The organism is Streptomyces spinoverrucosus, assembly GCF_015712165.1.
GTDB classification, from domain to species: Bacteria; Actinomycetota; Actinomycetes; order Streptomycetales; family Streptomycetaceae; genus Streptomyces; species Streptomyces spinoverrucosus_A.
The window spans coordinates 6,383,586-6,404,474 of the sequence record NZ_JADPZX010000001.1; the positions used below are offsets into that span (position 1 = coordinate 6,383,586).

The 20,889-nt window shown below is 69.5% G+C and carries 18 protein-coding genes; 7 read left to right on the forward strand and 11 right to left on the reverse strand.

The window, feature by feature from the left end:
- Positions 1-45: 45 nt before the first annotated feature.
- From I2W78_RS29040 to I2W78_RS29050, 3 genes are all read right to left on the reverse strand, one after another.
- Positions 46-1,041 (reverse strand): alpha/beta hydrolase, encoded by a 996-nt coding sequence (locus I2W78_RS29040; protein ID WP_196463197.1) that lies wholly within the window; start codon positions 1,039-1,041, stop codon positions 46-48.
- A complete protein-coding gene (locus I2W78_RS29045) occupies positions 1,038-2,558 on the reverse strand; it encodes a flavin-containing monooxygenase (RefSeq protein ID WP_196463198.1) in 1,521 nt (506 codons plus the stop codon). The genes I2W78_RS29040 and I2W78_RS29045 overlap by 4 nt, the downstream gene beginning before the upstream one ends.
- Positions 2,559-2,688: 130 nt before the next feature.
- Positions 2,689-3,741 (reverse strand): LLM class F420-dependent oxidoreductase, encoded by a 1,053-nt coding sequence (locus I2W78_RS29050; protein ID WP_196463199.1) that lies wholly within the window; start codon positions 3,739-3,741, stop codon positions 2,689-2,691.
- A 117-nt stretch (positions 3,742-3,858) separates the two neighbouring features.
- On the opposite strand from I2W78_RS29050, the gene I2W78_RS29055 reads away from it, so the two are divergent.
- Entirely contained in the window at positions 3,859-4,608 is a 750-nt protein-coding gene (locus I2W78_RS29055; protein WP_196463200.1) for an SDR family oxidoreductase, read from the forward strand.
- An 81-nt stretch (positions 4,609-4,689) separates the two neighbouring features.
- Here the strand turns inward: I2W78_RS29055 and I2W78_RS29060 are convergent, their stop codons facing one another.
- From I2W78_RS29060 to I2W78_RS29080, 5 genes are all read right to left on the reverse strand, one after another.
- Positions 4,690-5,883 carry an acyl-CoA dehydrogenase family protein gene (locus tag I2W78_RS29060; RefSeq protein ID WP_196463201.1) on the reverse strand — a complete coding sequence of 398 codons (1,194 nt, stop codon included), beginning with the start codon at positions 5,881-5,883 and terminating at the stop codon, positions 4,690-4,692.
- 82 nt (positions 5,884-5,965) lie between these two features.
- A complete protein-coding gene (locus I2W78_RS29065; RefSeq protein WP_196463202.1) occupies positions 5,966-7,009 on the reverse strand; it encodes a phosphotransferase family protein in 1,044 nt (347 codons plus the stop codon).
- A 37-nt stretch (positions 7,010-7,046) separates the two neighbouring features.
- A complete protein-coding gene (locus I2W78_RS29070; RefSeq protein WP_196463203.1) occupies positions 7,047-7,652 on the reverse strand; it encodes a TetR/AcrR family transcriptional regulator in 606 nt (201 codons plus the stop codon).
- Between the two features lie 32 nt (positions 7,653-7,684).
- Positions 7,685-9,358 (reverse strand): class I adenylate-forming enzyme family protein, encoded by a 1,674-nt coding sequence (locus tag I2W78_RS29075; protein ID WP_196463204.1) that lies wholly within the window; start codon positions 9,356-9,358, stop codon positions 7,685-7,687.
- A 58-nt stretch (positions 9,359-9,416) separates the two neighbouring features.
- Positions 9,417-10,385 (reverse strand): NADPH:quinone oxidoreductase family protein, encoded by a 969-nt coding sequence (locus I2W78_RS29080; RefSeq protein WP_196463205.1) that lies wholly within the window; start codon positions 10,383-10,385, stop codon positions 9,417-9,419.
- Between the two features lie 220 nt (positions 10,386-10,605).
- Between I2W78_RS29080 and I2W78_RS29085 the strand changes: the two genes are divergently transcribed.
- Positions 10,606-11,868: an SGNH/GDSL hydrolase family protein gene (locus I2W78_RS29085; protein WP_196463206.1), complete on the forward strand. Its 1,263-nt coding sequence runs from the start codon at positions 10,606-10,608 to the stop codon at positions 11,866-11,868.
- Between the two features lie 112 nt (positions 11,869-11,980).
- Here I2W78_RS29085 and I2W78_RS29090 read toward each other — a convergent pair whose 3' ends face one another.
- From I2W78_RS29090 to I2W78_RS29100, 3 genes are read right to left on the reverse strand one after another with little or no spacing between them, the layout of a single operon-like run.
- Positions 11,981-13,153: an acyl-CoA dehydrogenase family protein gene (locus tag I2W78_RS29090; RefSeq protein ID WP_196463207.1), complete on the reverse strand. Its 1,173-nt coding sequence runs from the start codon at positions 13,151-13,153 to the stop codon at positions 11,981-11,983.
- Between the two features lie 9 nt (positions 13,154-13,162).
- The gene (locus tag I2W78_RS29095) at positions 13,163-14,434 is read right to left on the reverse strand and encodes an acyl-CoA dehydrogenase family protein (RefSeq protein WP_196463208.1); all 1,272 of its coding nucleotides are present in this window, start codon (positions 14,432-14,434) and stop codon (positions 13,163-13,165) included.
- Positions 14,431-15,090, reverse strand: coding sequence for an enoyl-CoA hydratase/isomerase family protein (locus I2W78_RS29100; protein WP_196463209.1), 660 nt, complete (start codon positions 15,088-15,090; stop codon positions 14,431-14,433). Before I2W78_RS29100 ends, I2W78_RS29095 begins: the two co-directional genes overlap by 4 nt.
- Before the next feature lie 114 nt (positions 15,091-15,204).
- On the opposite strand from I2W78_RS29100, the gene I2W78_RS29105 reads away from it, so the two are divergent.
- From I2W78_RS29105 to I2W78_RS29125, 5 genes are read left to right on the forward strand one after another with little or no spacing between them, the layout of a single operon-like run.
- Complete coding sequence (locus I2W78_RS29105; RefSeq protein ID WP_196463210.1) at positions 15,205-16,464, forward strand: acyl dehydratase; 1,260 nt, start codon at positions 15,205-15,207, stop codon at positions 16,462-16,464.
- Positions 16,461-17,618 carry an acyl-CoA dehydrogenase family protein gene (locus tag I2W78_RS29110; protein ID WP_196463211.1) on the forward strand — a complete coding sequence of 386 codons (1,158 nt, stop codon included), beginning with the start codon at positions 16,461-16,463 and terminating at the stop codon, positions 17,616-17,618. The genes I2W78_RS29105 and I2W78_RS29110 overlap by 4 nt, the downstream gene beginning before the upstream one ends.
- Positions 17,615-19,108 (forward strand): class I adenylate-forming enzyme family protein, encoded by a 1,494-nt coding sequence (locus tag I2W78_RS29115; RefSeq protein WP_196463212.1) that lies wholly within the window; start codon positions 17,615-17,617, stop codon positions 19,106-19,108. Before I2W78_RS29110 ends, I2W78_RS29115 begins: the two co-directional genes overlap by 4 nt.
- Positions 19,105-19,899 carry an enoyl-CoA hydratase/isomerase family protein gene (locus I2W78_RS29120; RefSeq protein WP_196463213.1) on the forward strand — a complete coding sequence of 265 codons (795 nt, stop codon included), beginning with the start codon at positions 19,105-19,107 and terminating at the stop codon, positions 19,897-19,899. The genes I2W78_RS29115 and I2W78_RS29120 overlap by 4 nt, the downstream gene beginning before the upstream one ends.
- Positions 19,900-19,905: 6 nt before the next feature.
- Entirely contained in the window at positions 19,906-20,877 is a 972-nt protein-coding gene (locus I2W78_RS29125) for an NAD-dependent epimerase/dehydratase family protein (protein WP_196463214.1), read from the forward strand.
- The last annotated feature ends 12 nt before the right edge of the window (positions 20,878-20,889 follow it).

Below are 20,889 nucleotides of genomic sequence, written 5' to 3' on the forward strand. Positions count from 1 at the left end.
CGCGGCAGTGTCTCCGGCAGTCTCCCAATCGGGCAGCGGGTGCCCTCAGTCGACCTTTGATTCCAGGCCGGGCGTGGTGGCGTGTGGCAGCAGCCGGCGTAGTGCGTCGACCACTTCGGTCAGGGCGTGCAGGGAGACCGGGAAGAGGCCCGGGACGGAGAGGAACCCGTGCGCGGCGCCCGCATAGGTCGTCTGCCGCACCGGGACGCCCGCGGCACGCAGCACTTCGGCGTACGCGGGACCTTGGTCGCGATGCGGATCATGCTCGGCAGCGATGATCACCGCAGGCGGCAGACCGCGGTGATCGGACGCCAGCAGAGGCGAGATCCGCGGGTCCGATCGGTCCAGCTCGCCCAGATAGTGCGCGAGATACGCCTCGGACTCCGCGCTGGTCAGCATGGGTGTGACAGCGTGTTCCACCGCGGACGGATAGTCGCCGGCCAGATCGACGGGTGGGTAGAGCAATACCTGTGCGCACCAGCGCGGACCGGAGGATCCGTCCCGGTCGGCCAGAGCGACCCCCGTGGCCAGGTTGGCGCCCGCGCTGTCCCCGATGAGGACCATCCGCGCCGGGTCCCCGCCCCACTCCCGCGCGGTCGCCGAGGCCCAGCGCGCCGCATCGACGGCATCCTCGTAGGCGGCCGGGAACGGGTGCTCGGGCGCGAGGCGGTAGTCCACCGACACGACGACGGCATCGAGGCGTGCGGCCAACTGGGCGTTGAACCATTCCTTGAGCGTGGGATCGCCGATCACGAATCCGCCGCCGTGGAAGTCGACAAGGACCGGCCGTGGGTCGGCGGCCTGCTGCCGGGGCCGGTACCGGCGTACGCACAGACTGCGTCCGGGCAGCTCGGCCTGGATCCAGTCCACGGCCACGGACTTGGGCACCCTGCCGGTCAGCAGTGTCCCCGGTCCGCTGCGAGGTGGCGCGAGCCGGCGCCGCAGCGCGGGAATCTCGTCCGCAGACTTGCCCAGCACGGTGTTCGCCGACGACCACTTCTGCGGCTTGGTGAGGACGCGGACCCGCAGCGGGAGCGTCATGACGCCACCTCCTCGCGGACGCGGGCGGCGCCTGCGCGGGTCACGCGGTAGGCAGCCGTGTCGAAGCGTCGGGTGCGCAGCTGGTAACCCGCGCTCCAGGCAGGCCACATGACGACGTTCTCCCCTTTGCGGTTGAGGTAGTAGCTGCGGCAGCCGCCCACCTCGTAGACCGTGCGCTTCGACATGCGCCGGACCCAGCGGGTCCATGCGCCGGCCCGCTCCGCCCGGACCTCAACCGTCTCCACGTCAGCCTTCGCGAACCGCTGCAGGGCATCGGCGACATACACGGCCTGCGCCTCGCTGAACATCAGCGCCGAGCTGACCCCGCTGGTCGCGTTGGGTCCCTGCAGCATGAACAGATTGGGGAACTCCGGTACGGTGATCCCCTTGTAGCCCCGGGGATCGTCGCCCCAGTAATCGGCCAGGGAGATACCGCCCCTGCCGTGGATGCGCTGAGCGATCGGGCTGGTCACGCCGATGTCGAAGCCCGTGTTGAGGATCAGTGTGTCGACCTCGGCCTTGGTGCCGTCTCCCGCGAGGACGGTGTTGCCGCGTACCTCGACGAGTCCGCCGGTGTGCAGGGTGACGTTCGGCTCGCACAGCGCGGGCAGGTAGTCGTTGGAGATCAGGGGCCGCTTGCACATGTACTCGAAGTCGGGCAGTAGTTTGCGCCGCAGTTCTGGGTCCGGGACCTGCTTCTGGAGGTGCTTGAGGCAGGTCTTCTGGAATCGGCTGCGCAGCACGCCGAAGCGCCGACCGGCCGCCAGCGCCTCCGTGATGAGGTAGAAGAGCCCTCGCTCGGCCGTCATCAGGCGGGGGTGCCGGCGCAGGCGGCGCTGGGCTCGCTCCGGGATCGGCCGGTCCACCTTGGGCCTGACCCAGGCCGCCGTGCGCTGAACGACATGAAGCTCGGCCACCTGCGGCTGGATCAGCGGCACGAACTGGACCGACGACGAACCGGTGCCGATCACGGCGACCCGACGACCTCGTAGGTCGTGATCGTGGTTCCAGCGCGCCGAGTGGAAGCACTCTCCGGGGAATTCTTCCAGGCCGGGAACGTCCGGGTAGCTCGGGTCGGCCACGACACCCGCCGCACTGATCAGAAAGCGCGCCCGGTAGACGCCCTTGGACGTGGCGATGACCCACAACCGCTCGTCCGGGCTCCAGCGCGCCTCGTCCACGCGGTGCTCGAAGCGGATGTGCGGCAACAGACCGCGCCGCTCCGCCACATCGCGGGTGTAGTCGAAGAGCTGGTCGCCCATGGCGAAGAGCCGGGACCAGTGGGGGTTGGGATCCGTCGAGAGCGAGTACAGCTTCGACGGAGTGTCCACGCCGACGCCGGGATAGGTGTTGTCCCGCCATACGCCACCGACTTCGGCTGCCCGCTCCAGGATCACGAAGTCGTGGAGTCCCTTGCGCAGCAGCCGTATGCCCATGGCGATGCCGGAAAAGCCGGCCCCGATGACGGCGACCCGAACGTCCCGCCGTATGTCATCAACCGCAGTGTCCTCTGACATGCTGGCAGCAGACCATACGATCAGTCGCCTGTCCAGACAAAATGTCACTGAGATCTGTTCTTGCTGGTGAGATCGGCGTAACTTGCCGCTGGTAAGGGGGTGTTACGTGGCGACGAGCCGGTTCCGTTCCTCAGGTGGCGGTCTCTTTGAGCAGGCCGATGTCTCGTACGCGGTGTTCGTGCGTCGCGGCCAGCGGCCTGGCGTTGAGCTGGGTGACGCCGACCTCGGCGAACGCTGCGACGCGCTCCTTGATCCAGCCGAGCGGGCCGATCAGCGAGACGCCGTGGACGAGCGCGTCGGGGACCGCTGCGGCGGCCTCAGCCTTGCGGCCGGAGAGGTAGAGGTCCTGGACGGTCTCTGCGGCCTCTTCGAAGCCGTAACGGCGTGCCAGGTCGTTGTAGAAGTTCTTGCCGCGCGCACCCATTCCACCTACGTACAGGGCGAGTTGGCGGCGGACGTGATCAGTTGCCGCGACCAGCTCGGTCTCCTCCTCGGTCACAGCGACCTGGGTGTCGACAGCGATCCGGAGCGGGCCGAGCGACGGGTCGCGGAGAGCCAGGCCGGCGTCGAGGGCCCCGCCGAAGGCGGCGCGTGCGGCCTCCGGGTAGAAGAAGATGGGCTCCCAGCCCTCGAACAGCTCGGCCGCCAAGGTGACGTTCTTCGGTCCGAGGGCGGCCAGCATCATCGGAATCCGCTCCCGCACCGGCTCGTTGATCAGCTTGAGGGGCTTTCCGACACCCGATCCGCCATGCTCGCGGTCCAGGGGCAGATGGAACTGCGTGCCCCTGTGCTCCACCGGCTCCCTGCGCCAGACCTTGCGGCAGATCTCGGCCACCTCGCGGGTGCGCGCGAGAGGTGCCCGGTACGGCAGCCCGTGGAAGCCCTCGACGACCTGCGGGCCCGAGGCGCCGATGCCGAGGGTGAAGCGCCCGCCGGAGACGTAGTCGAGACCGGCGGCGGTCATGGCGAGCAACGCGGGTGTTCTGGAATAGATGTTGAGGATGTTGGAGGCGATCTCCACTGTGCCGGTCCTCGCGGCGAGGTAGCCGAGCTGACTGACGGAGTCGAAGCTGTAGGCCTCGGGGAGCAGGACGACGTCGAGGCCGCTTCGCTCGTAGTCGGCCAAGCGGTCGGCGGTCTCGGTGAATCCGCCGCTGTAGGCCAGCGGCATCCCTATGCGCACGGGCGAGCTCCAGTCTGTCGGTGGGTGGACGCGTCCAGCGGCTACCCTGCAGAGCCTGATGTTATATATAGTATTCAAAATCTGGCCCTCAAGTCCGGAACCAGGGGAGGCCGCACCATGCGCTTCAAGGACAAGATCGCGATCGTGACCGGAGCGGGTCAGGGGATCGGTGAGGCCTACGCCAAGGCGCTGGCCGCCGAGGGCGCGAGCGTCGCCGTCGCCGACCTCAACTCCGAACAGGCCGACCGTGTCGCCAAGGAGATCGAGGCGAGCGGCGGCACCGCGCTCGCCGTCAAGGTCGATGTGGCCGACCCCGAGAGCGCTCGCGCCATGGCCGAGACGGTGAAGTCCGCCTGGGGCGGCATCGACCACCTGGTCAACAACGCGGCGATATACGGCGGGATGCAGATCGAATCCCTGCTCACCGTGGACCCTGGCTACTACAACCGCTTCCTGGCGGTGAACATGAACGGTGCGCTCCACTGCACCCGCGCGTGCTACGAGTCCATGGCCGAGCGCGGCGGCGGCGCGATAGTGAACCAGTCGTCCACCGCGGCCTGGATGGCCGGCGGCTACTACTCGATCGCCAAGGCCGCCCTGAACGCGCTCACCGTGAACCTCGCCTCCGAGCTCGGCGGCCGCAACATCCGGGTCAACGCGATCGCGCCCGGGCCGACGGACACGGCGGCCACGCGCACCGTCGTACCCGAGCCCTTCATCGAGCCGCTGGTCAACTCCCTGATGATCAAGCGACTCGGCACTCCGGAGGACCACGTCGGCGCGCTGCTGTTCCTGCTGTCCGACGACGCGTCGTGGGTCACCGGACAGGTTCTCGCGACAGATGGCGGGCAGATCATCCGCCACTGACACGGCGCACGATGCCGTGCGGGGCCGCGGTCGCGTGGATCGCGGCCCCGCACGGCCTGTCCTGCTCCGGAGCTCGTGCAGTCACCAGGGCTTGTCGATGGCGCCGCCCGCCGCTGCCCGCTTCAGCTCGTGCTTGGCGATCGACCGCAGATGGACCTCGTCCGGCCCGTCCAGGATCCGCAGCGCCCGGTGCCAGCCGTACATGGCTGTCAGCGGTACGTCGTCGCTGATGCCCGCCCCGCCGTGCACCTGGATGGCCCGGTCGATGACCTCGAGCGCCATGCGCGGCGCTGCCACCTTGGCCGCCGAGACGTACGGGGCCGCCGCCTTGTTGCCGTGCAGGTCGATCGTTCGGGCCGCGAGCCGGCACAACAGGCGCGCCTGGTCGATCGCGATACGGGACTCGGCGATCTGCTGCTGCACCACCCCCTGCTCGGCGAGCGGTTTGCCGAAGGCGACGCGCGCAGCGGCACGGGTGGTCATCAGGGAAAGGGCCCGTTCCGCGGCGCCGATCGCCCGCATGCAGTGGTGGATGCGTCCCGGACCGAGGCGGGCCTGGGCGATGGCGAACCCGGCTCCTTCCTCGCCGAGCAGGTTCGCGGCCGGAACCCGGACGTCGTCGTACACGACCTCGCAGTGGCCATGCTGGTCGTAGCGGCCGAAGACCGGCAGGTCGCGCAGGACCGTGACGCCGGGGGTGTCCACCGGGACCAGGATCATCGACTGCTGACGATGCCGCTCCGCGTCCGGGTCCGTCTTGCCCATGACGATCAGCAGGGCGCAGCGGGGGTCCGCCAGGCCGGTGGTCCACCACTTGCGGCCGTTGATGACGTACGTGTCCCCGTCGCGCTCGATCCGCGTCCGGATGTTCGTCGCGTCCGAACTCGCCACCTCCTTCTCGGTCATGGAGAACGCGGAGCGGATCTCTCCGGCCAGCAGCGGTTCCAGCCAGCGCTTGCGCTGCTCATCCGTTCCGAAGAGATGCAGCAGTTCCATGTTCCCCGCGTCGGGCGCCCACCCGTTGATCGCCTCCGGGGCTAGGGGGATGCTCCAGCCGGTCATCTCCGCGAGACCCGCGTAGTCGAGCTGGCTGAGGCCTGAGACAGCGGGCAGGAAGAGATTCCACAGCCCGCGTTCGCGCGCCCTCGCCTTCAACTCCTCGACGACCGGCGGAACGCTGTGGTCGTGATGCCCGGCCCGCGCCCGGTACTCCTCGTAGTCGCGCTCCGCCGGGAGGACATGCTCGTTCATGAACTCGACCAGCGTCTCGCTCATGCGAAGCGCTCGCGGCGAGGGGCGCAGATCGAGGTTGTCGACTTGATGCTGTGCAGTGAGAATCCGAGGGTCCACGCCCCGCTCACCCCCGCAGGCCCGCGATGACCGACCGCGAGCCGAGTTCGAGCGCCCGGTCGAGGAGCGCGTCCACCATCACGTCGAGGCCCTTGAAGCGTGCGGAGTCGTCGGTGTGGCCCTGCATGCGCCTGGCGTGGATGCCTTCGAGAATGACCGCGATCTTGAAGTCCGCGAAGACCATGTACCAGTCCAGGTCCGCGATGTCGATGCCCCGGGCGGCGGCGTACTTCTCCACGACCTCCCGGCGGCTCGGGAACCCCGGCAGTGCCGTGGCTCCCGCGGTGATCGGATTGTGGAACTCGCCCTCCTGGTCCCAGAACGAGCACAGAATGCCGAGGTCGGTGAGGGTGTCGCCCAGGGTCGACATCTCCCAGTCGAGCACGCCGACGATACGGGTCGGGTCGGCCCGGTCGAGCAGCAGGTTGTCGATCTTGAAGTCGCCGTGGACGATCCCGGGGTACGTACAGGGCGGCGCCGTCGCGGTCAGCCGCCGCAGCAGCTCCTCGACCTGCGGCCTCGGCCTGGTCGTCGACGCCTCCCACTGGGCGTGCCAACGCTTCAACTGCCGTTCGAGATAGTCCGACGGACGCCCCCAACCGGCGAGGCCGACCGAGGCGGGGGCGACCTCATGGAGCCGCACCAGCGTCTCGATCATCCGGTCGGCGAGTCCCGCGCGCTGCCCGGCCGTCAGCCGTGCGGTGTCCTCCTGCGTGCGCAGGGCGATCCCGTCGATCCTGTCCATGACGTAGAACGGGGCACCGACGACGGTTTCGTCGCGGCACAGACCCACAACCCGGGGCACCGGCACGCCGGTGCCGAAGAGAGCGGAGAGCACGCGGTGCTCGCGGCCCATGTCATGCGCGGTCGGCAGCACATGGCCGAACGGCGGTCGACGCAGCACCCAGAACCCGCGGCCATCGGTGACCTCGTACGTCGGGTTCGACCGCCCCCCGTCGATCGGCTCGACGGACAGCTCCCCGACCTCTTCCCCGACCTGCTCGGCGAGCCAGCGCCGCAACGCGCCGACCCGGAAGTCCCCCACACCCACGGCTTCCCCTCCCGACATCCCTGTGCGCTCGCGGCCGTCACGTCGGCCGGGCCGCCGCCCCGACCGTTCCCAGTGCCAGTGCGGCGTACCGCTCGGCCATCTGCTCCGGGCTCAGCTCGCCGCCCGGGCGATACCACGTGGCGATCGAGGACCCCATGTTGATGATCGCCCGCACGGCCTCCTGCGGGTACGGCGTCGTGAACTCGCCCTGTGCCACGCCGCGTTCGACGATGGCGCGGAACATCCCCTCCTGCTCGTCCCTCAGCGCCACCACGAGCCGCAGCCCGACCTCGTCCAGGCTCCGCAGCTCCGAAGCGCCGATGAGCGCCTCGGCCCGGCGGGTCGTGTGGAACAGGGCCCAGGCGTGCATCACGGCCTGGAGTTGCTCGCTCGCGCTCGTACCGGAACCCATCAGCGCATTGCGCGTCACCGCGATCACGTCGCTGAGCACGCGCACCATGATGTCCTGCAGAATCCGCTGCTTGGACGGGAAGTGGTGGTAGATCGAGGCCACCTTCATACCCGCGTCGCGGGCGATGTCCCGCATGGTGGTGCCGTGGTAGCCGAGCCGCTGGAAGTTGTCGACGGCGGCGTCGAGCACGACGTCCCTGCCTGGCGCCCTGGTCCGTCGGCCCGTGCTCATCCGGACACTTCCTCCCGCTGTGGCCACGACCCTCATCGCTCCCGAAGCTCCCGCCGCAGCACCTTGCCGCTGGTGTTCTTGGGCAGCTCTTCGAGAATCTCGACCTCGCGTGGGTACTTGTAGGCCGCCATTCTCTCCTTGCAGTACGCGATGAGGTCCTCGGGGTCGACGTGGTGGCCGGGGACGACGGAGACAAAGGCCTTCACCGTCTCACCCCGGTACTCGTGCGGAATGCCGACCACCGAGGCTTCACGCACGGCGGGGTGCTCCTGGAGCACGCCCTCGACATCACGCGGGAAGATCTTGTACCCGCCCGCGTTGATCAGGTCCTTCAGGCGGTCGACGACGAACAGCCAGCCGCCTTCCGTCACCTTGCCGACGTCACCGGTACGCAGCCAGCCGTCGTCGCCGACGGCGCGAGCCGACTCCTCCGGCAGCTGCCAGTACCCGGGCACCACCATCGGACCACGGGCGACGATCTCGCCCGTTTCCCCGGGCGGCAGAACCCGGCCGTCCGCGGGGTCCACGACGCGTATCTCGCAACCAGGCACGGGAACGCCGACCGACAAGGCCCCGGACTCCGCGTCGACCGGCGGCTGCACACCCGGCGGTCCCAGATGAGTCGGCGAGGTGGTCTCGGTCATCCCGTACACACCGTGCAGATTCCAGCCGGCCGCGTCCCGCACCTTGCGCACGAGTGCGGCGCTGACCGGAGCGCCCCCGGAGAGCGTCTTGGTGAGCGAGGAAACGTCGTAGTGCTGGAGGGAGGGATGGTTGATCAGCGCGATGAAAGCGGTGCTCGCCGCGACGGTGAAGGTCGCGCGCCGGCGCTCCACGGCCCGCAGCACCACTTCGGGCTCGAAGCGATGCAGCAGCACCACCGGCGTCCCCGAGACGATGGCCGTGCCCAACCCGGCGATCGCCCCGGTGATGTGGAACACCGGTGCCATACAGAGCACCACGTCACGCTCCGACCGGAGGTCCCACCACGTGCTGTACACAGTCGAGTTGTGCACCATCGCCGACTGGAGGTTCATCGCGCCCTTGGCACGTCCGGTCGTTCCGGAGGTGTACGTCAGCATCCCCACGTCTCCCGGTTGCGGGCGGCGGCCCGCGGACTCCGGTCGGCGTCCCTCGTAGCGCTCGACAACCACGCGCCAGCCCTCGGCCGACTCGAAGTCCCGTCGTCCGGGGATGTGCCGGGCGACCGCTTCCGGCGGCTGGACCGTGGGCGTCATGTCCAAGGGGTGTGTGGTGAGCACATGTCGGACCGCCGTGTGCGGCACCACGTCCTCGGCCACCTCGCCGTACAGGTGCTCCAGACAGACCAGGACGACCGCGCCGCAGTCCACGAGATGGTGGGTGAGTTCCTCGTGCCGCAGCATCGGGTTCACCGCGACCGGGATCGCGCCCGCCTTCCAGATGCCGAGCATGACGGCCAGCCACTGCGGGTCGTTCTGGAGGTAGACCGCCACGCGGTCCTTCGGCTGAACGCCGACGCCCTGAAGCCAGCACGCGAGCGCGTCGGCGGTGCGATCCACGGCGGCGAAACTCAGCTCCGTGGCGAAGTAGTAGACCGCCGGCGCCTTGGGCCGCCGGCGCACATGCTCGTCCCATGCGTGCAGCATCGTGGGGAAGGCCCCCGTGAGACCGGAGTCGACGGATGGCGGGTACAGCTCCTGCCAGGGCCGGGGACTTTCGTTCACCACACCTCCAGTGCCTGAGTGACGGCGACCACCTGAGAGCGACCTCGCATCTTCGGCTTCAGAGCAGAACGACACCCTTGCCGGGGATGAGCCCCTTCTCGAGGCGGCCCAGTGCCTCGGGGATCTCCTCGAACGTGAACCGGGCACCGATCTGCGGACGCACGATCCCTTCGTCGACCATCCGGTCCAGCGAGCGAGCCTGCTCGCGCATCAGGCCCGGGTCCTGCTCCAGGAACGCGCCGAAGGCGACCCCCACCACTGAGGCGTTGCGCAGCAGAAGACGGTTGACCTTGATCTCCGGGATCCGGCCGGCGGCGAATCCGATGACCAGGATCCGGCCCTCGGGAGCGAGCGCCCGGACCGCCTCCCCGAACAGCCAGTCGCCGAGCGGATCGAGCACCGCGTCCACACCGCGACCGCCGGTCAGTTCCGAGACCAGGGCGGCGAAGTGCTCGCCGAGCACGACCACTTCGGCTGCTCCCGCAGCGCGGGCCGTCTCGGCCTGTCCTTCGTCGGCGACACCCGCGATCACTGATGCGCCCAGACCGAGCGCGACTTGGATCGCGGCTGTGCCGATGCCGCCACCGGCGCCCATCACCAGGACGGTCTCACCGACCTTCAACTGCCCTCGCCTGGCGAGCGCGAAGTGGACGGTGTGGTAGTTGACGATCATCGCCGCTGCCGAGGCGAAATCGACGTTGTCCGGCATGCGCACCATCGACTTCTGGTCCAGCACCGCTTGTTCGGCGAAGCCGCCGTGCCAGACGAACCCTGCCACTCGGTCACCGCCGGCCCAGTGGGAGCCATCGGGGGAGTGGAGGACAACCCCGGCCACCTCACAGCCAGGGACGGCAGGAAGCTCGGGGCGGTACTGGTAAAGCCCCTTCGTCATGAGCAGGTCGGGGAAGTTCACGCCGATCGCGCGTACGTCGACGAGCACCCCCTCGGCACCCGGCTCAGGGGCGGGTATCTCGCCCAGTCGGAGCCCGGTGGGGCCCACGTACTCCGTCAGCTGGAACGCACGCATGCCATCTCCTGGTCGTCGCGTGTGATGGTTGCCTACCGAACGCTCGCTAGTCAACAGCCAGGCGTCGGGTGCTGTATGAGGTGGAGCGAATGGACCTTCTCCCGAACGATCGCTAGGGGAGTGGTGCAAGAGGGTGGCCAATCACGGAAGGTCGCCTCTACGTTCGTATATGAAATCAAGTATGCGCAATGCCTGAAGGAGTGAACGGATCATGACTGACATGACGTCACGTAGACGGCGGCGTACGACGACCGCCCTGATCGCCCTGGCGACGGCCTGCGCAGTCGGAGGCGGGGGCCCGTTCCCGGCCTCCGCCGCCGTGCCGGTCGCCGGCTCCGGATGGGTGGGCGCCTGGGGCGCCGCCCCACAGCCGGGTGACACGGGCATCCCGGGGATGCCACCGGCAGCCCCGCTCCAGAACGAGACGCTGCGGATGATCGTCCAACCGCAGACCAGCGGGGCGACGGTGCGTATCCGCCTGTCGAACGTCTTCGGCGATCGGCCGCTCACCATCGGCCGGGCGACCATCGCCCGCCAGACCTCCGGTTCCGCCGTGGACGCGGCGACGGTCCGCTCACTGACGTTCGGCGGACGGCAGCGCGTGACGGTGGCGGCCGGTGCCCAGATCGTGTCCGACCCCGTGCAGTTCTCGCTGCCCGCCGGGCAGAACGTGGCGGTCGACCTGTTCCTCCCGCAGTCGACCGGCGTTCCCACCGGCCACCTCGAAGCACGCCAGACCTCGTACGTCTCGACCGCCGGCGACCACGCCGGAAAGCCCTCCCTGCCGGTCGGCCGCACCACCGCCAGCTGGTTCTTCCTGAGCGGCATCGACGTGCTGGACGCGACCCGGCAGGGCGTGGTCACCTTCGGCGACTCGCTCACCGACGGCACCGGGTCGACCGTCGACGCCAACCACCGCTACCCCGACTACCTGGCGAAGGAACTGGCGGGCCAGTCGGCCACGAAGACCCTGGCCGTCGTCAACTCCGGTATCGGCGGCGGACGGCTGCTGCACGACCGTATCGGCCCGAGGGCCGTCGACCGGTTCGACCGGGACGTGCTGTCCAAGGCCTCCGCGAAGTACGTGCTGGTCCATGTCGGCATCAACGACATCGGCGTGGCGGACTTCCTCGACCCCAGGGAGAACGTCACCAGCCAGCAGATCATCGCGGGATATCAGTCGCTCATCGAACGCGCACACGCGCGAGGCATCAAGGCCTACGGCGGGACGCTGACGCCGGTGGGCGGCCACATCTACGACAACCCCACGGCCCAGAAGAAGCGCGATGAGGTCAACGAGTGGCTGCGCTCGACCGCCGGAAAGTCAGGAGGGTTCGACAAGGTCGTCGACTTCGACGCGGTGATCCGCGACCCGTCGAACCCGTCGCGCATCCTGCCCGCGTATGACAGCGGCGACCACATCCATCTGAACGACGCGGGATACGCGGCGATGGCCGACGCCGCCGAGGACCTGTTCCTGTAGGCGGCCCGTGGCGGACGTACCCGAGCCCGGGTCGGACGGGCTTCGGCTACGTTCCGGGCGGCTGTCACCGAGGCCAAGCGGTGGCGGCCGCCCTCCACGTCCGCCCGGAAGGTCAGTGGTCGCGCTCGCGTGCCGCGTTGAGTGCCTGCTTCGCAATGACCACCTGCTGCACCTGGCTCGTGCCCTCGTAGATACGGAAGAGCCTGGCGTCGCGATAGAAGCGCTCCACGGCGACGCCTCGCATATAACCCGCCCCGCCATGCACCTGGACGGCGCGGTCGGCGACCCGGCCGACCATCTCGCTCGCGAAGTACTTGGCGCAGGACGGCCCGAGCCGGGTGTCGGTGCCACGGTCGTACGCCTCGGCGGCGTTCAGGACGAGCGCGCGTGAGGCGTACACCTCGGTCTGCGAGTCCGCGATGAGGCCCTGGATCAGCTGGAACTCGGCGATGGGCCGGCCGGACTGCTTTCGGGCGAGCGCGTACGACGTCGTCTCGTCGAGGAGCCGCTCGGCCATGCCGACGCAGAGTGCGGCGATGTGCAGACGACCGTGGGCCAGGCATGCCATGGCGGTGATGTAGCCGCGGCCCTTGCCCTCGGGGCCGCCGACCAAGGCGTGCTCGGGGACCTCCACCCCGTCGAGAATCACCTCGGCGGTCCAGGCGCCGTGCTGGCCCATCTTGGCGTCGCGCGGTCCGACGGTGAGCCCCGGAGTGCCGGCGGGGACAAGGAAGACGGAGATGTCACGCGTGGCGCGCTCCTCGTCGCCGTGGCGAGCGAAGACCATGAACAGATCGGCGACCGGGGCGTTGGTGATGTAGCGCTTCGAGCCCGTCAGTGAATAGCCTCCGGGAACCCGTCGGGCCGTCGTCCGCAGGCCGGCGGGGTCGGAGCCGGCTTCGTCCTCGGTGAGCGCGAACGACGCCGTCCACTCGCCCGAGGCCATCCTCGGCAGGTACTCCTTCTTCTGTGCCTCGGTCCCGCCGAGCATCAGGACGTGGCCGGCGATGCCGTTGTTGGTGCCGAACAGTGACCGGAAGGCGGGGGTGGTGTAGCCCAGTTCCATGACGAGGCGCGCCTCGCGCGCCATGCTGAGGCCGAACCCGCCGTACTCCTCGGGCAGGGCGAAACCGTAGAGCCCGACCTGCGCCGCCAACGCCTTCAAGTCGTCCGGCATGTGGTCGGTTTCGTCGATCTCCGCCTCCGCGGGCACGACGAGCTCCCTGACCAACTGCCGGGTGGTGCGGAGTATCTCCTCGAAGTCCTCGTCGTTCAGGGCGCTCATGTGGCCTCCTCAGCCTCGTGGTACCTCGCGCCACGGCTTGCCCTCCCACGGGTCGGGCTCCTTGGGAAGGCCGAGCACGCGCTCGGCGAGGATGTTCTTGTTGACCTCGGTCGTTCCGCCCTCGATCGTGTTCGCCCGACTGCGCAGCATGGCGCGTACCTCGGCGGGCATGTCCTCGGCGTACCCGGCGGGATCGCCCGGCCACGCGGTCGCTCCCAGGCCCAGCATGCGCGCCGCGGTCTCCTGCAGCCGCTGATTGAGCTCGGATCCGTGCACCTTGCCGACCGAGCTCTCGGGCCCGGGCGGAAAGCCGGCCGCGATGCCGGCGCGGACACGGGAGTTGGTCCACGAGCGGATCTGCTCCTCGCACCACAGCCGCACGAGCGCGTGGCGCGTGTTCGCGTCGTCCCAGCCGTAGGGGAGTCTGCGTTCCGTACGCTCCTGCGCCAGCCGGACGAGCCGCCCGGCACCCGTGCCGCCGATACGGTCGACGCCGCCGGATCCCGCGCCCGACACCATCTGTCGCTCCCCGCTCAGCGTGGAACGGGCCACCTTCCAGCCCGAGTTGACCGCACCGACCCGCTGGGCGTCCGGCACCACGGCACCGTCGAGGAACACCTCGTTGAAGTCGACCTCGCCTCCGATGTGCCGCAGCGGGCGGACGTCCACACCCGGCTGCTTCATGTCGATGAGGAAGTACGTGATGCCCTCGCGCTTGGGCACGCCGGGGTCGGTCCGCGCCAGCAGGACGCCGAGGTCGGCCAGATGTGCCCACGTCGTCCACACCTTCTGTCCGGTGATGCGCCACACGTCGCCGTCACGGACCGCGGTCGTCGCGAGGGAGGCGAGGTCACTGCCCGCGCCGGGCTCGCTGAAGAGCTGACACCACACCTCCTCGTTGGAGACCAGCTTCGGCAGGAAGCGCAGACGCTGCTCGTGGGTGCCGTGGGCGAAGAGCGCGGCTGCTGTGAGATTCAGGCCGAGCGGATTGAGGCGCGGCAGGTGGTACGGGCGGAGCTCGGCCTCGGCGGCCTGGGCGAGCTCCCGTGACCAGCCCAGACCGCCGTACTCAGTCGGCCATTGCGGCACGACCAGGCCACTGCGGGCGAACTGCGGGTACCAGGCACGGTATTCGTCGGGAGTCCGTATCCGGCGCACCGCGCCACGGCCACCCGACTCGGCCGCCGTACGCCAGCGTGCCGGCACCGTACTCGCCAGCCAGTCCTGAACCGCCGCCCTGACCTGGCCGGTTGTGCGGCACTCCGCAAGCACGTCACTCATTGCGTCCTCCCTCTCGCGTCGCTCAAACCGCTCTCCAACGCGCGCCACAGAGCGGCCTTCCGTGTGGCCGCAGAGTCCGGACACCGGGCCGCGGCTTCGGCGAGCTCCTGCGCCCGCGCTTCCAGGCGGTCGGCGCTGACGACCTCGCCGACCCAGCCCAGACGCAGTGCCTCCCGCGCTCCGATGCGCTCGTGGGCACCCGTGAAAGCCATACGAGCCACCGCGCCGAAGGAGGCGCGGCGCGCGAGGCCGATCGTCTCGAACGCGCTGACCTGTCCGAGGCTCACATGCGGATCGAGGAACGAGGCCGTCTCGGAGGCCAGGACCAGATCGGAGTCGGCGACGAAGTGCAGTCCGCCGCCGGCGCAGACTCCGTTCACCGCGGTGACGACCGGCTTGCTCACGCCCAAGTGCCAGCCGGTCAGCCGCAGATCGGCCTGCTTGGTGCGGCGGGACATGGCGCGCAGAGCCTGGGGATCACGACTGAGCTGGCGCACGTCGAGACCGGTCTGGAAGGCACTGCCGCGCCCGGTGACCACGATCGCGCACACCGAGTCATCGGCCTCCAACTCCCTCCAGGCCTGGGGGAGCTGCTCCATCATCCGGGCGTTCATGGCATTGCCCACGTCGGGCCGGTTGAAGACGAGCCAGCCCACGGGGCCTCGTCTCTCGAGGAGGAGGGGATCGTCACTCAGCACATTGATTGTATATCATATCGATGATACAAGTTCCTGGATGTAGAGCCGCTTCGGAGGCCTGGGAGGCCGTGGATGTCGGATTCGGCGACCGCCGGAATCATCACGGATGAGGGAGTCGCGCGGCTGCGAGCGCGGATCGGCGTACCGCAGGTGTATCCGGTGCCTCCGCACTATCTGCGGCCGGGAGTTGATGCCTTCCGCCACGTCGCGAGGTCGTACGGGGACGACAATCCGCTGTGGAGCGATCCGTCCCACGCCCCGACGACGCGGTGGAAGGAGCAGATCGCCCCGCCGCCGTTGATCGGTGGTGACAGTCTCATCGGCGAAGACCGACTCACCGACACGGAGTTGGATCAGCAGAAGGACCTGCGTGGTGACCCCCTGCGCGGAGTTCACGCCTTCTATGCGGCGAGCCAGCGTGAGTGGTGGGCGCCGCTGACCGCCGATCAGCGGATCTTCCGCAGGACCGCCCTCGTGGGCGTGGTCGACAAACCGAGCGAGTTCGGCGGACGCGGCGTTCAGGAGTGGACATCACAGGCGTACCGCACCGAAGCAGGGGTGCTCCTCGGCGCCCAGAACCGCATGATGTACCGCACCGAACGCGGCAAGGCACGCGAGCGCAAGAAGTACGCGGACGTCACCGTCGAACCTTGGGGCGAGCAGCAACTGGCCGCGCTGGATGAACAGTTGGCCGCCGAGAGCCCGCGCGGGAGCGAGCCGCGTTGGTGGGAGGACGTACGGGTCGGCGATCTGGTGGGGCCGCTGGTGAAGGGCCCGCTGACCGTGACCGACATGGTCTGCTGGCACGTCGGCATGGGGATGGGCATGTACGGCGTGGCCCCCCTGCGTCTGGCCCACCGCAACCGCAGGCGGATCCCCCGCTTCTACCACCGCGACGAACTCGGGATACCGGATGTGATGCAGCGTGTGCACTGGGACCCGGCGTACGCCCGCAAGTCCGGGAATCCCACAACGTTCGACTACGGGCGGATGCGTGAAACCTGGCTCATCCACGCCTGCACGGACTGGATGGGTGACGACGCCTGGCTGTGGCGACTGCGGGTGGAGTTCCGCAGGTTCAACTACGTGGGAGACGTGCAGTGGGTCGAAGGCGAGGTGACCCGGCACTACCTTGCTGAAGGTGACCGGCCTGCGGTCGACCTTGACCTGCGGACGCGTAACCAGCGAGGCGAAGTCACCTCGCCGGCCGCCGCCACGATCCTGCTGCCGAGCCGGGAACACGGACCCGTGAGGCTCCCCGACCCGCCGGGAAACACCCTCGACGAGGCCTTCGACGCGACGATCGAGACCTTCCGCGGAGGCCGCGCATGACGGCCGACGACCTCAGAATGCTCCGGCAGACAGCACGCGAAGCGCTCGGCGAGCTGTCCTCCTCCGCCCAGGTGCGCCGCCAGATGGCCGACGGGTGGGACGCGGAGGTCTGGCGGCGGCTCTGCGGCGAACTCGGCGTGGCGGGACTGGCCGTGCCGGAGGAGTACGGCGGTGCCGGGCTGTCGGCCGTCGAGCAAGGCGTCTTCTTCGAGGAGGCCGGGCGGCGCATGCTCTGCGGGCCGCTCCTGTCGACCGCGGGCCTGGCCATACCGCTGCTGCTCCTCACGGACGACGACCCGGCACGCAAGCGGTACCTGCCGGGCCTGTGCGCCGGAACGCTCACCGCGACCGTCGTCACCAGCGACAGTACGGGCCGGCCGATCCTGAGCGGTCGGCCGATCGAGGCGAGGGCCGAGGACGGCGGATACGTGCTGGACGGCGTGGCCGATCATGTGGTGGACGGCGCCACGGCCGACCTCGTGTTCGTTCCCGCCCTGCTCGATGGAGCCATGGCCCTCTTCACGGTGGAGGCAGAAGAGGCGGGGTTCGTCCGCCAACCACTCGTCTGTCTGGACCAGACCCGCCGCCAGGCGCGGCTCACCTTCACCCGCGTACGGGCGACTGTGCTGGCCTGCCGCGAACCCGCACTCGCTCTGGAGAACACCCTCGACGTGGCCAGGGCCATGCTCGCCTGTGAGCAGGCCGGAGGCGCCGCCGAGTGCCTGGACGTACTCGTGGACTACGCCAAGCACCGGGTCCAGTTCGGCCGCGCCATCGGCTCGTTCCAGGCCACCAAACAGAAGGCCGCCGACCTGCTGATCAAAGTGGAGTCCGCCAACTCCGCGGCGATCGCCGCGGCACACGCCGCTGCCGGGCTCCTGGCCGGCCACGGTTTGAGCGCGCCCGCGACGGACGGGAGCCCTTTGACGGACGTGCCGGAACTCGCCGTGACCGCGGCTGTCGCGCAGGCCTACTGCTGCGACGCCTTCGTCTCCGTCGCCGCGGAGAACATCCAGGTGCACGGAGGGATCGGCTTCACCTGGGAGCACGACGCCCACCTGTACCTGAAACGGGCGTGGACCAGCAGGGAACTGCTCGGCAGGCCCGAGGAGCACCTGGAGACCCTCGCAGATCACCTGGCAGCTGCCCGATGAACCTGAGCTCCTTCCTCCTCGACTATCCCGGCACGCCCGAGACACCGGTCGCGCACTGGCCCCAAGGCAGCGTCACCCTCGGCGAGCTGACCGGCCGGGCACAGGCCCTCGCCCGCCGGCTCGGACCGGTCGACCGCGCACCCGTCGCCTGTGTGGTCGACAGCGGACCGCTCGCGCTCACGGCCATGTTCGCCACCTGGCTGGCCGACGGCGTGTACATACCGGTGAACGCCCGGTTGACCGACGCCGAGGTCGACCAGCAGCTGGCCGCTGTCGCTCCCGCGGCCGTCATCACGAGTGGTCTTCAAGCCGACCGCGTGCGTCCGGGCCCCAGGCGGCTCGTTCAGGACGGCGACGGCTGGTCCGTCACGGAGGCCGAACAGCCCTGGCGCGGCGAGGAGTTCGGCGAGCACGTCGCCCTGGTGATGCGTACCTCGGGCACGACCGGCGCATCGAAGCCCGTGGTCCTGGAGCACGAGGGCGTCCGCAAGGGCATCGACACGGTCATCGAGAAGCTGCGCGGCGCCGGCAAGCAGACGACCGGGCGGCCCATGCCGAACCTGATGCCGAGTTCACTCGCCCTCTGGGCGGGCATCTGGAACACGCTGTTCGCCGTGCGCCTCGGCGCGGAAGTGGTGCTCCTCGACCCCTTCGATCCCGCCGAGTACGCGGCCATGGTCAAGCGCTTCGAGATCCGCTCCACGATCCTCGCGCCCCCCATGATGACCATGCTCTGCGACGATCCCCGCGTCACGGATCTGCGGCCCCTGCGCTACGTACGGTCCGTCACCGCGCCGCTCTCCCCAGCCCAGGCGCGCCGCTTCCACACTCGCTTCGGCGTGGGCGTCATGAACTCGTACGGCCAGACCGAGCTCGGGGGAGAGGTCGTCGGATGGACCGCGGCGGATCTTCGCGCGTACGGGTCCACCAAGCTCGGCGCGGTCGGCAGGCCGCACGCCGGCGTCCGGATCCGGATCCTGAACGACGCGGGAGCCGAGGTCGAGCCGGGTGCGGTCGGGGAGATCTGGATCAAATCGCCGTTCGCCTCCTCCGAGGGGGAACTGCCCGCGGACCGTGTGGTGGACGGCTATCTGCGCACCGGTGATCTCGGGCGCCTGGACCCCGAGGGGTTCCTGTGGATCGAGGGCAGGGTCTCGGACATGATCAACCGGGGCGGTCTGAAGGTGGTCCCGTACGAGGTCGAAGAGGTGCTGCGCGACCACCCCGACGTGGCGGACGCGTCCGTGGCCGGTATGCCCGACGAACGCCTCGGCGAGGTGCCGGTGGCGTGGGTACGGCCGGCGTCGGGCCGCACACCCGCGTCAGAGGAGCTCAGGGCCTTCGCCCGCGGCCGTCTCGCCGGATACAAGGTGCCGGTCGCGGTGCATTTCGTCGACGACTTCCCCAGAACAGAGATCGGAAAGGTCTTGAAACGCGAGCTGGTCGCGCGCCTTGCCGCAGCGGACTCCGAAGGGACGGACCCCGCATGAGCTACGCCACCCTGGACGTGTTCCGCCGAGGCCCGGTCGGCTGGCTGGTGTTCAACAGGCCCGACCGCCGCAATGCCATGAACAACGCGATGCGCGACGAGCTGCGAGCGGCCTGGACCGAGCTCGCCGGGGATCCGGGCGTACGGGTGATCGTCAACGCGGGACGCGGCCGCGACTTCCAGACCGGCGCGGATGTCGTCGAGCTCGCCACCGACGGGCAGGGCATGGAGCGCTATCGCGCATCCATGGAGGCCTTCGATCTGGGCTTCACCGCGTGGCACCTCGGCATCGACAAGCCGGTGATCGCCGCCGTCAACGGCGTCTGCGCGGGTGGCGGGCTGCACTTCGTCGCGGACGCCGACATCGTGCTCGCCGCATCCGACGCCGCGTTCACCGACCCGCATGTCTCGGTCGGCCAGGTCAGTGCCGTCGAGACGATCGCCCTGATCCGCAAGATGCCGGCCGAGGCCGTGTTCCGTATGGCACTAGTGGGGCGGCACGAGCGCATGCCCGCCACGCGGGCCTGGGAGCTCGGCATGGTGAGCGAAGTGGTCGAACCGCCCGATCAACTGCACGCAGCGGCACAGCAGTTGGCCGAGAAGATCGCCAGGAACTCGCCCGCGGCGCTGCGCGCCACGAAGCGCGCGCTCTGGGGTGCGCTCGAGCAAGGGCTCACAGACGCGTGCAAGGCGGGGGCCGCCGAGCTGGTCGGTCTGTGGGGACACCCGGACCAGACCGAGGGACCCGCGGCGTTCGCCGCCAAGCGTGAACCGAGGTGGAAGGAAGACTGACGGCCCATGCAGACCGTGCTCGTGATGGGCGCCAGTGGCTTTCTCGGATCCAACGTGGTCCGACTGCTGCACAGCCGGGGGTACCGGCCGCGGGCGCTGGTCCGCACCACCAGCGACCTGTCCGGTCTGCGGGACCTCGACGTCGATCTGCGCCACGGCGATCTGCTGGACCCCGATTCGCTCGACGCGGCGATGGCCGGCTGCGACACCGTCTTCCACTGCGCGGTGGACACCCGGGCCTTGCTGTGCGACTCCAAGCCGCTGTTCGACTGCAACGTCCGCGGTCTGTCGAATGCCCTGGACTCGGCGCTGTGGGCGAATGCGCGGCGGTTCGTCCTGGCGAGCAGCGTCGCGACGGTCGGACGCCCCCGCAGTCGCCCGGCCACGGAGGAGGACCCGTTCGACTGGGAGGACGCCCCGGCGTACGTCACCTCGCGTGTCATGGGGGAGCGGCGCCTGCTCTCGTACTGCCGGGAGGGCGGGCTGGGCGGGGTCTCGATGTGTGTCGGCACCACGTTCGGCCCCGGCGACGTCCAGCCCACACCGCAGGGCGCCCTGCTGCGACGAGCGGCCACGGGTCGACTGCGGTACGCGCTCCGGGCCACCATGCCGTGCGTCGACATCCGTGACGCCGCTGAGGCGATGGTCCGGGCGGCCGAGATCGGGCAGACCGGTCGGCGCTACATCGTCGTCGCCGATCAGGTCTCGCACGAGCGCCTGTTCGCCCTGGCGGCAGGTGTGCAGGGCAACCGCCCGCCGCGCACCGTCTCCGTGCGCCGGGCCAAGCTGGCCGCGCAGATCGTCGCGCGTGCCGCCGCGATCGGCGGGTACCACATCGACCTGCGGCCGGACGCGATCGAACTGGCCTCCACGTTCGGCCCGTACGACAACGCGCGGGCGCGCGTCGAACTCGGGTGGGAGCCGCGCCCCATCGAGGACACGGTGCGAGACGCGGTCGCCTGGTTCCGCCGCCACTGACCCGTTGACCCG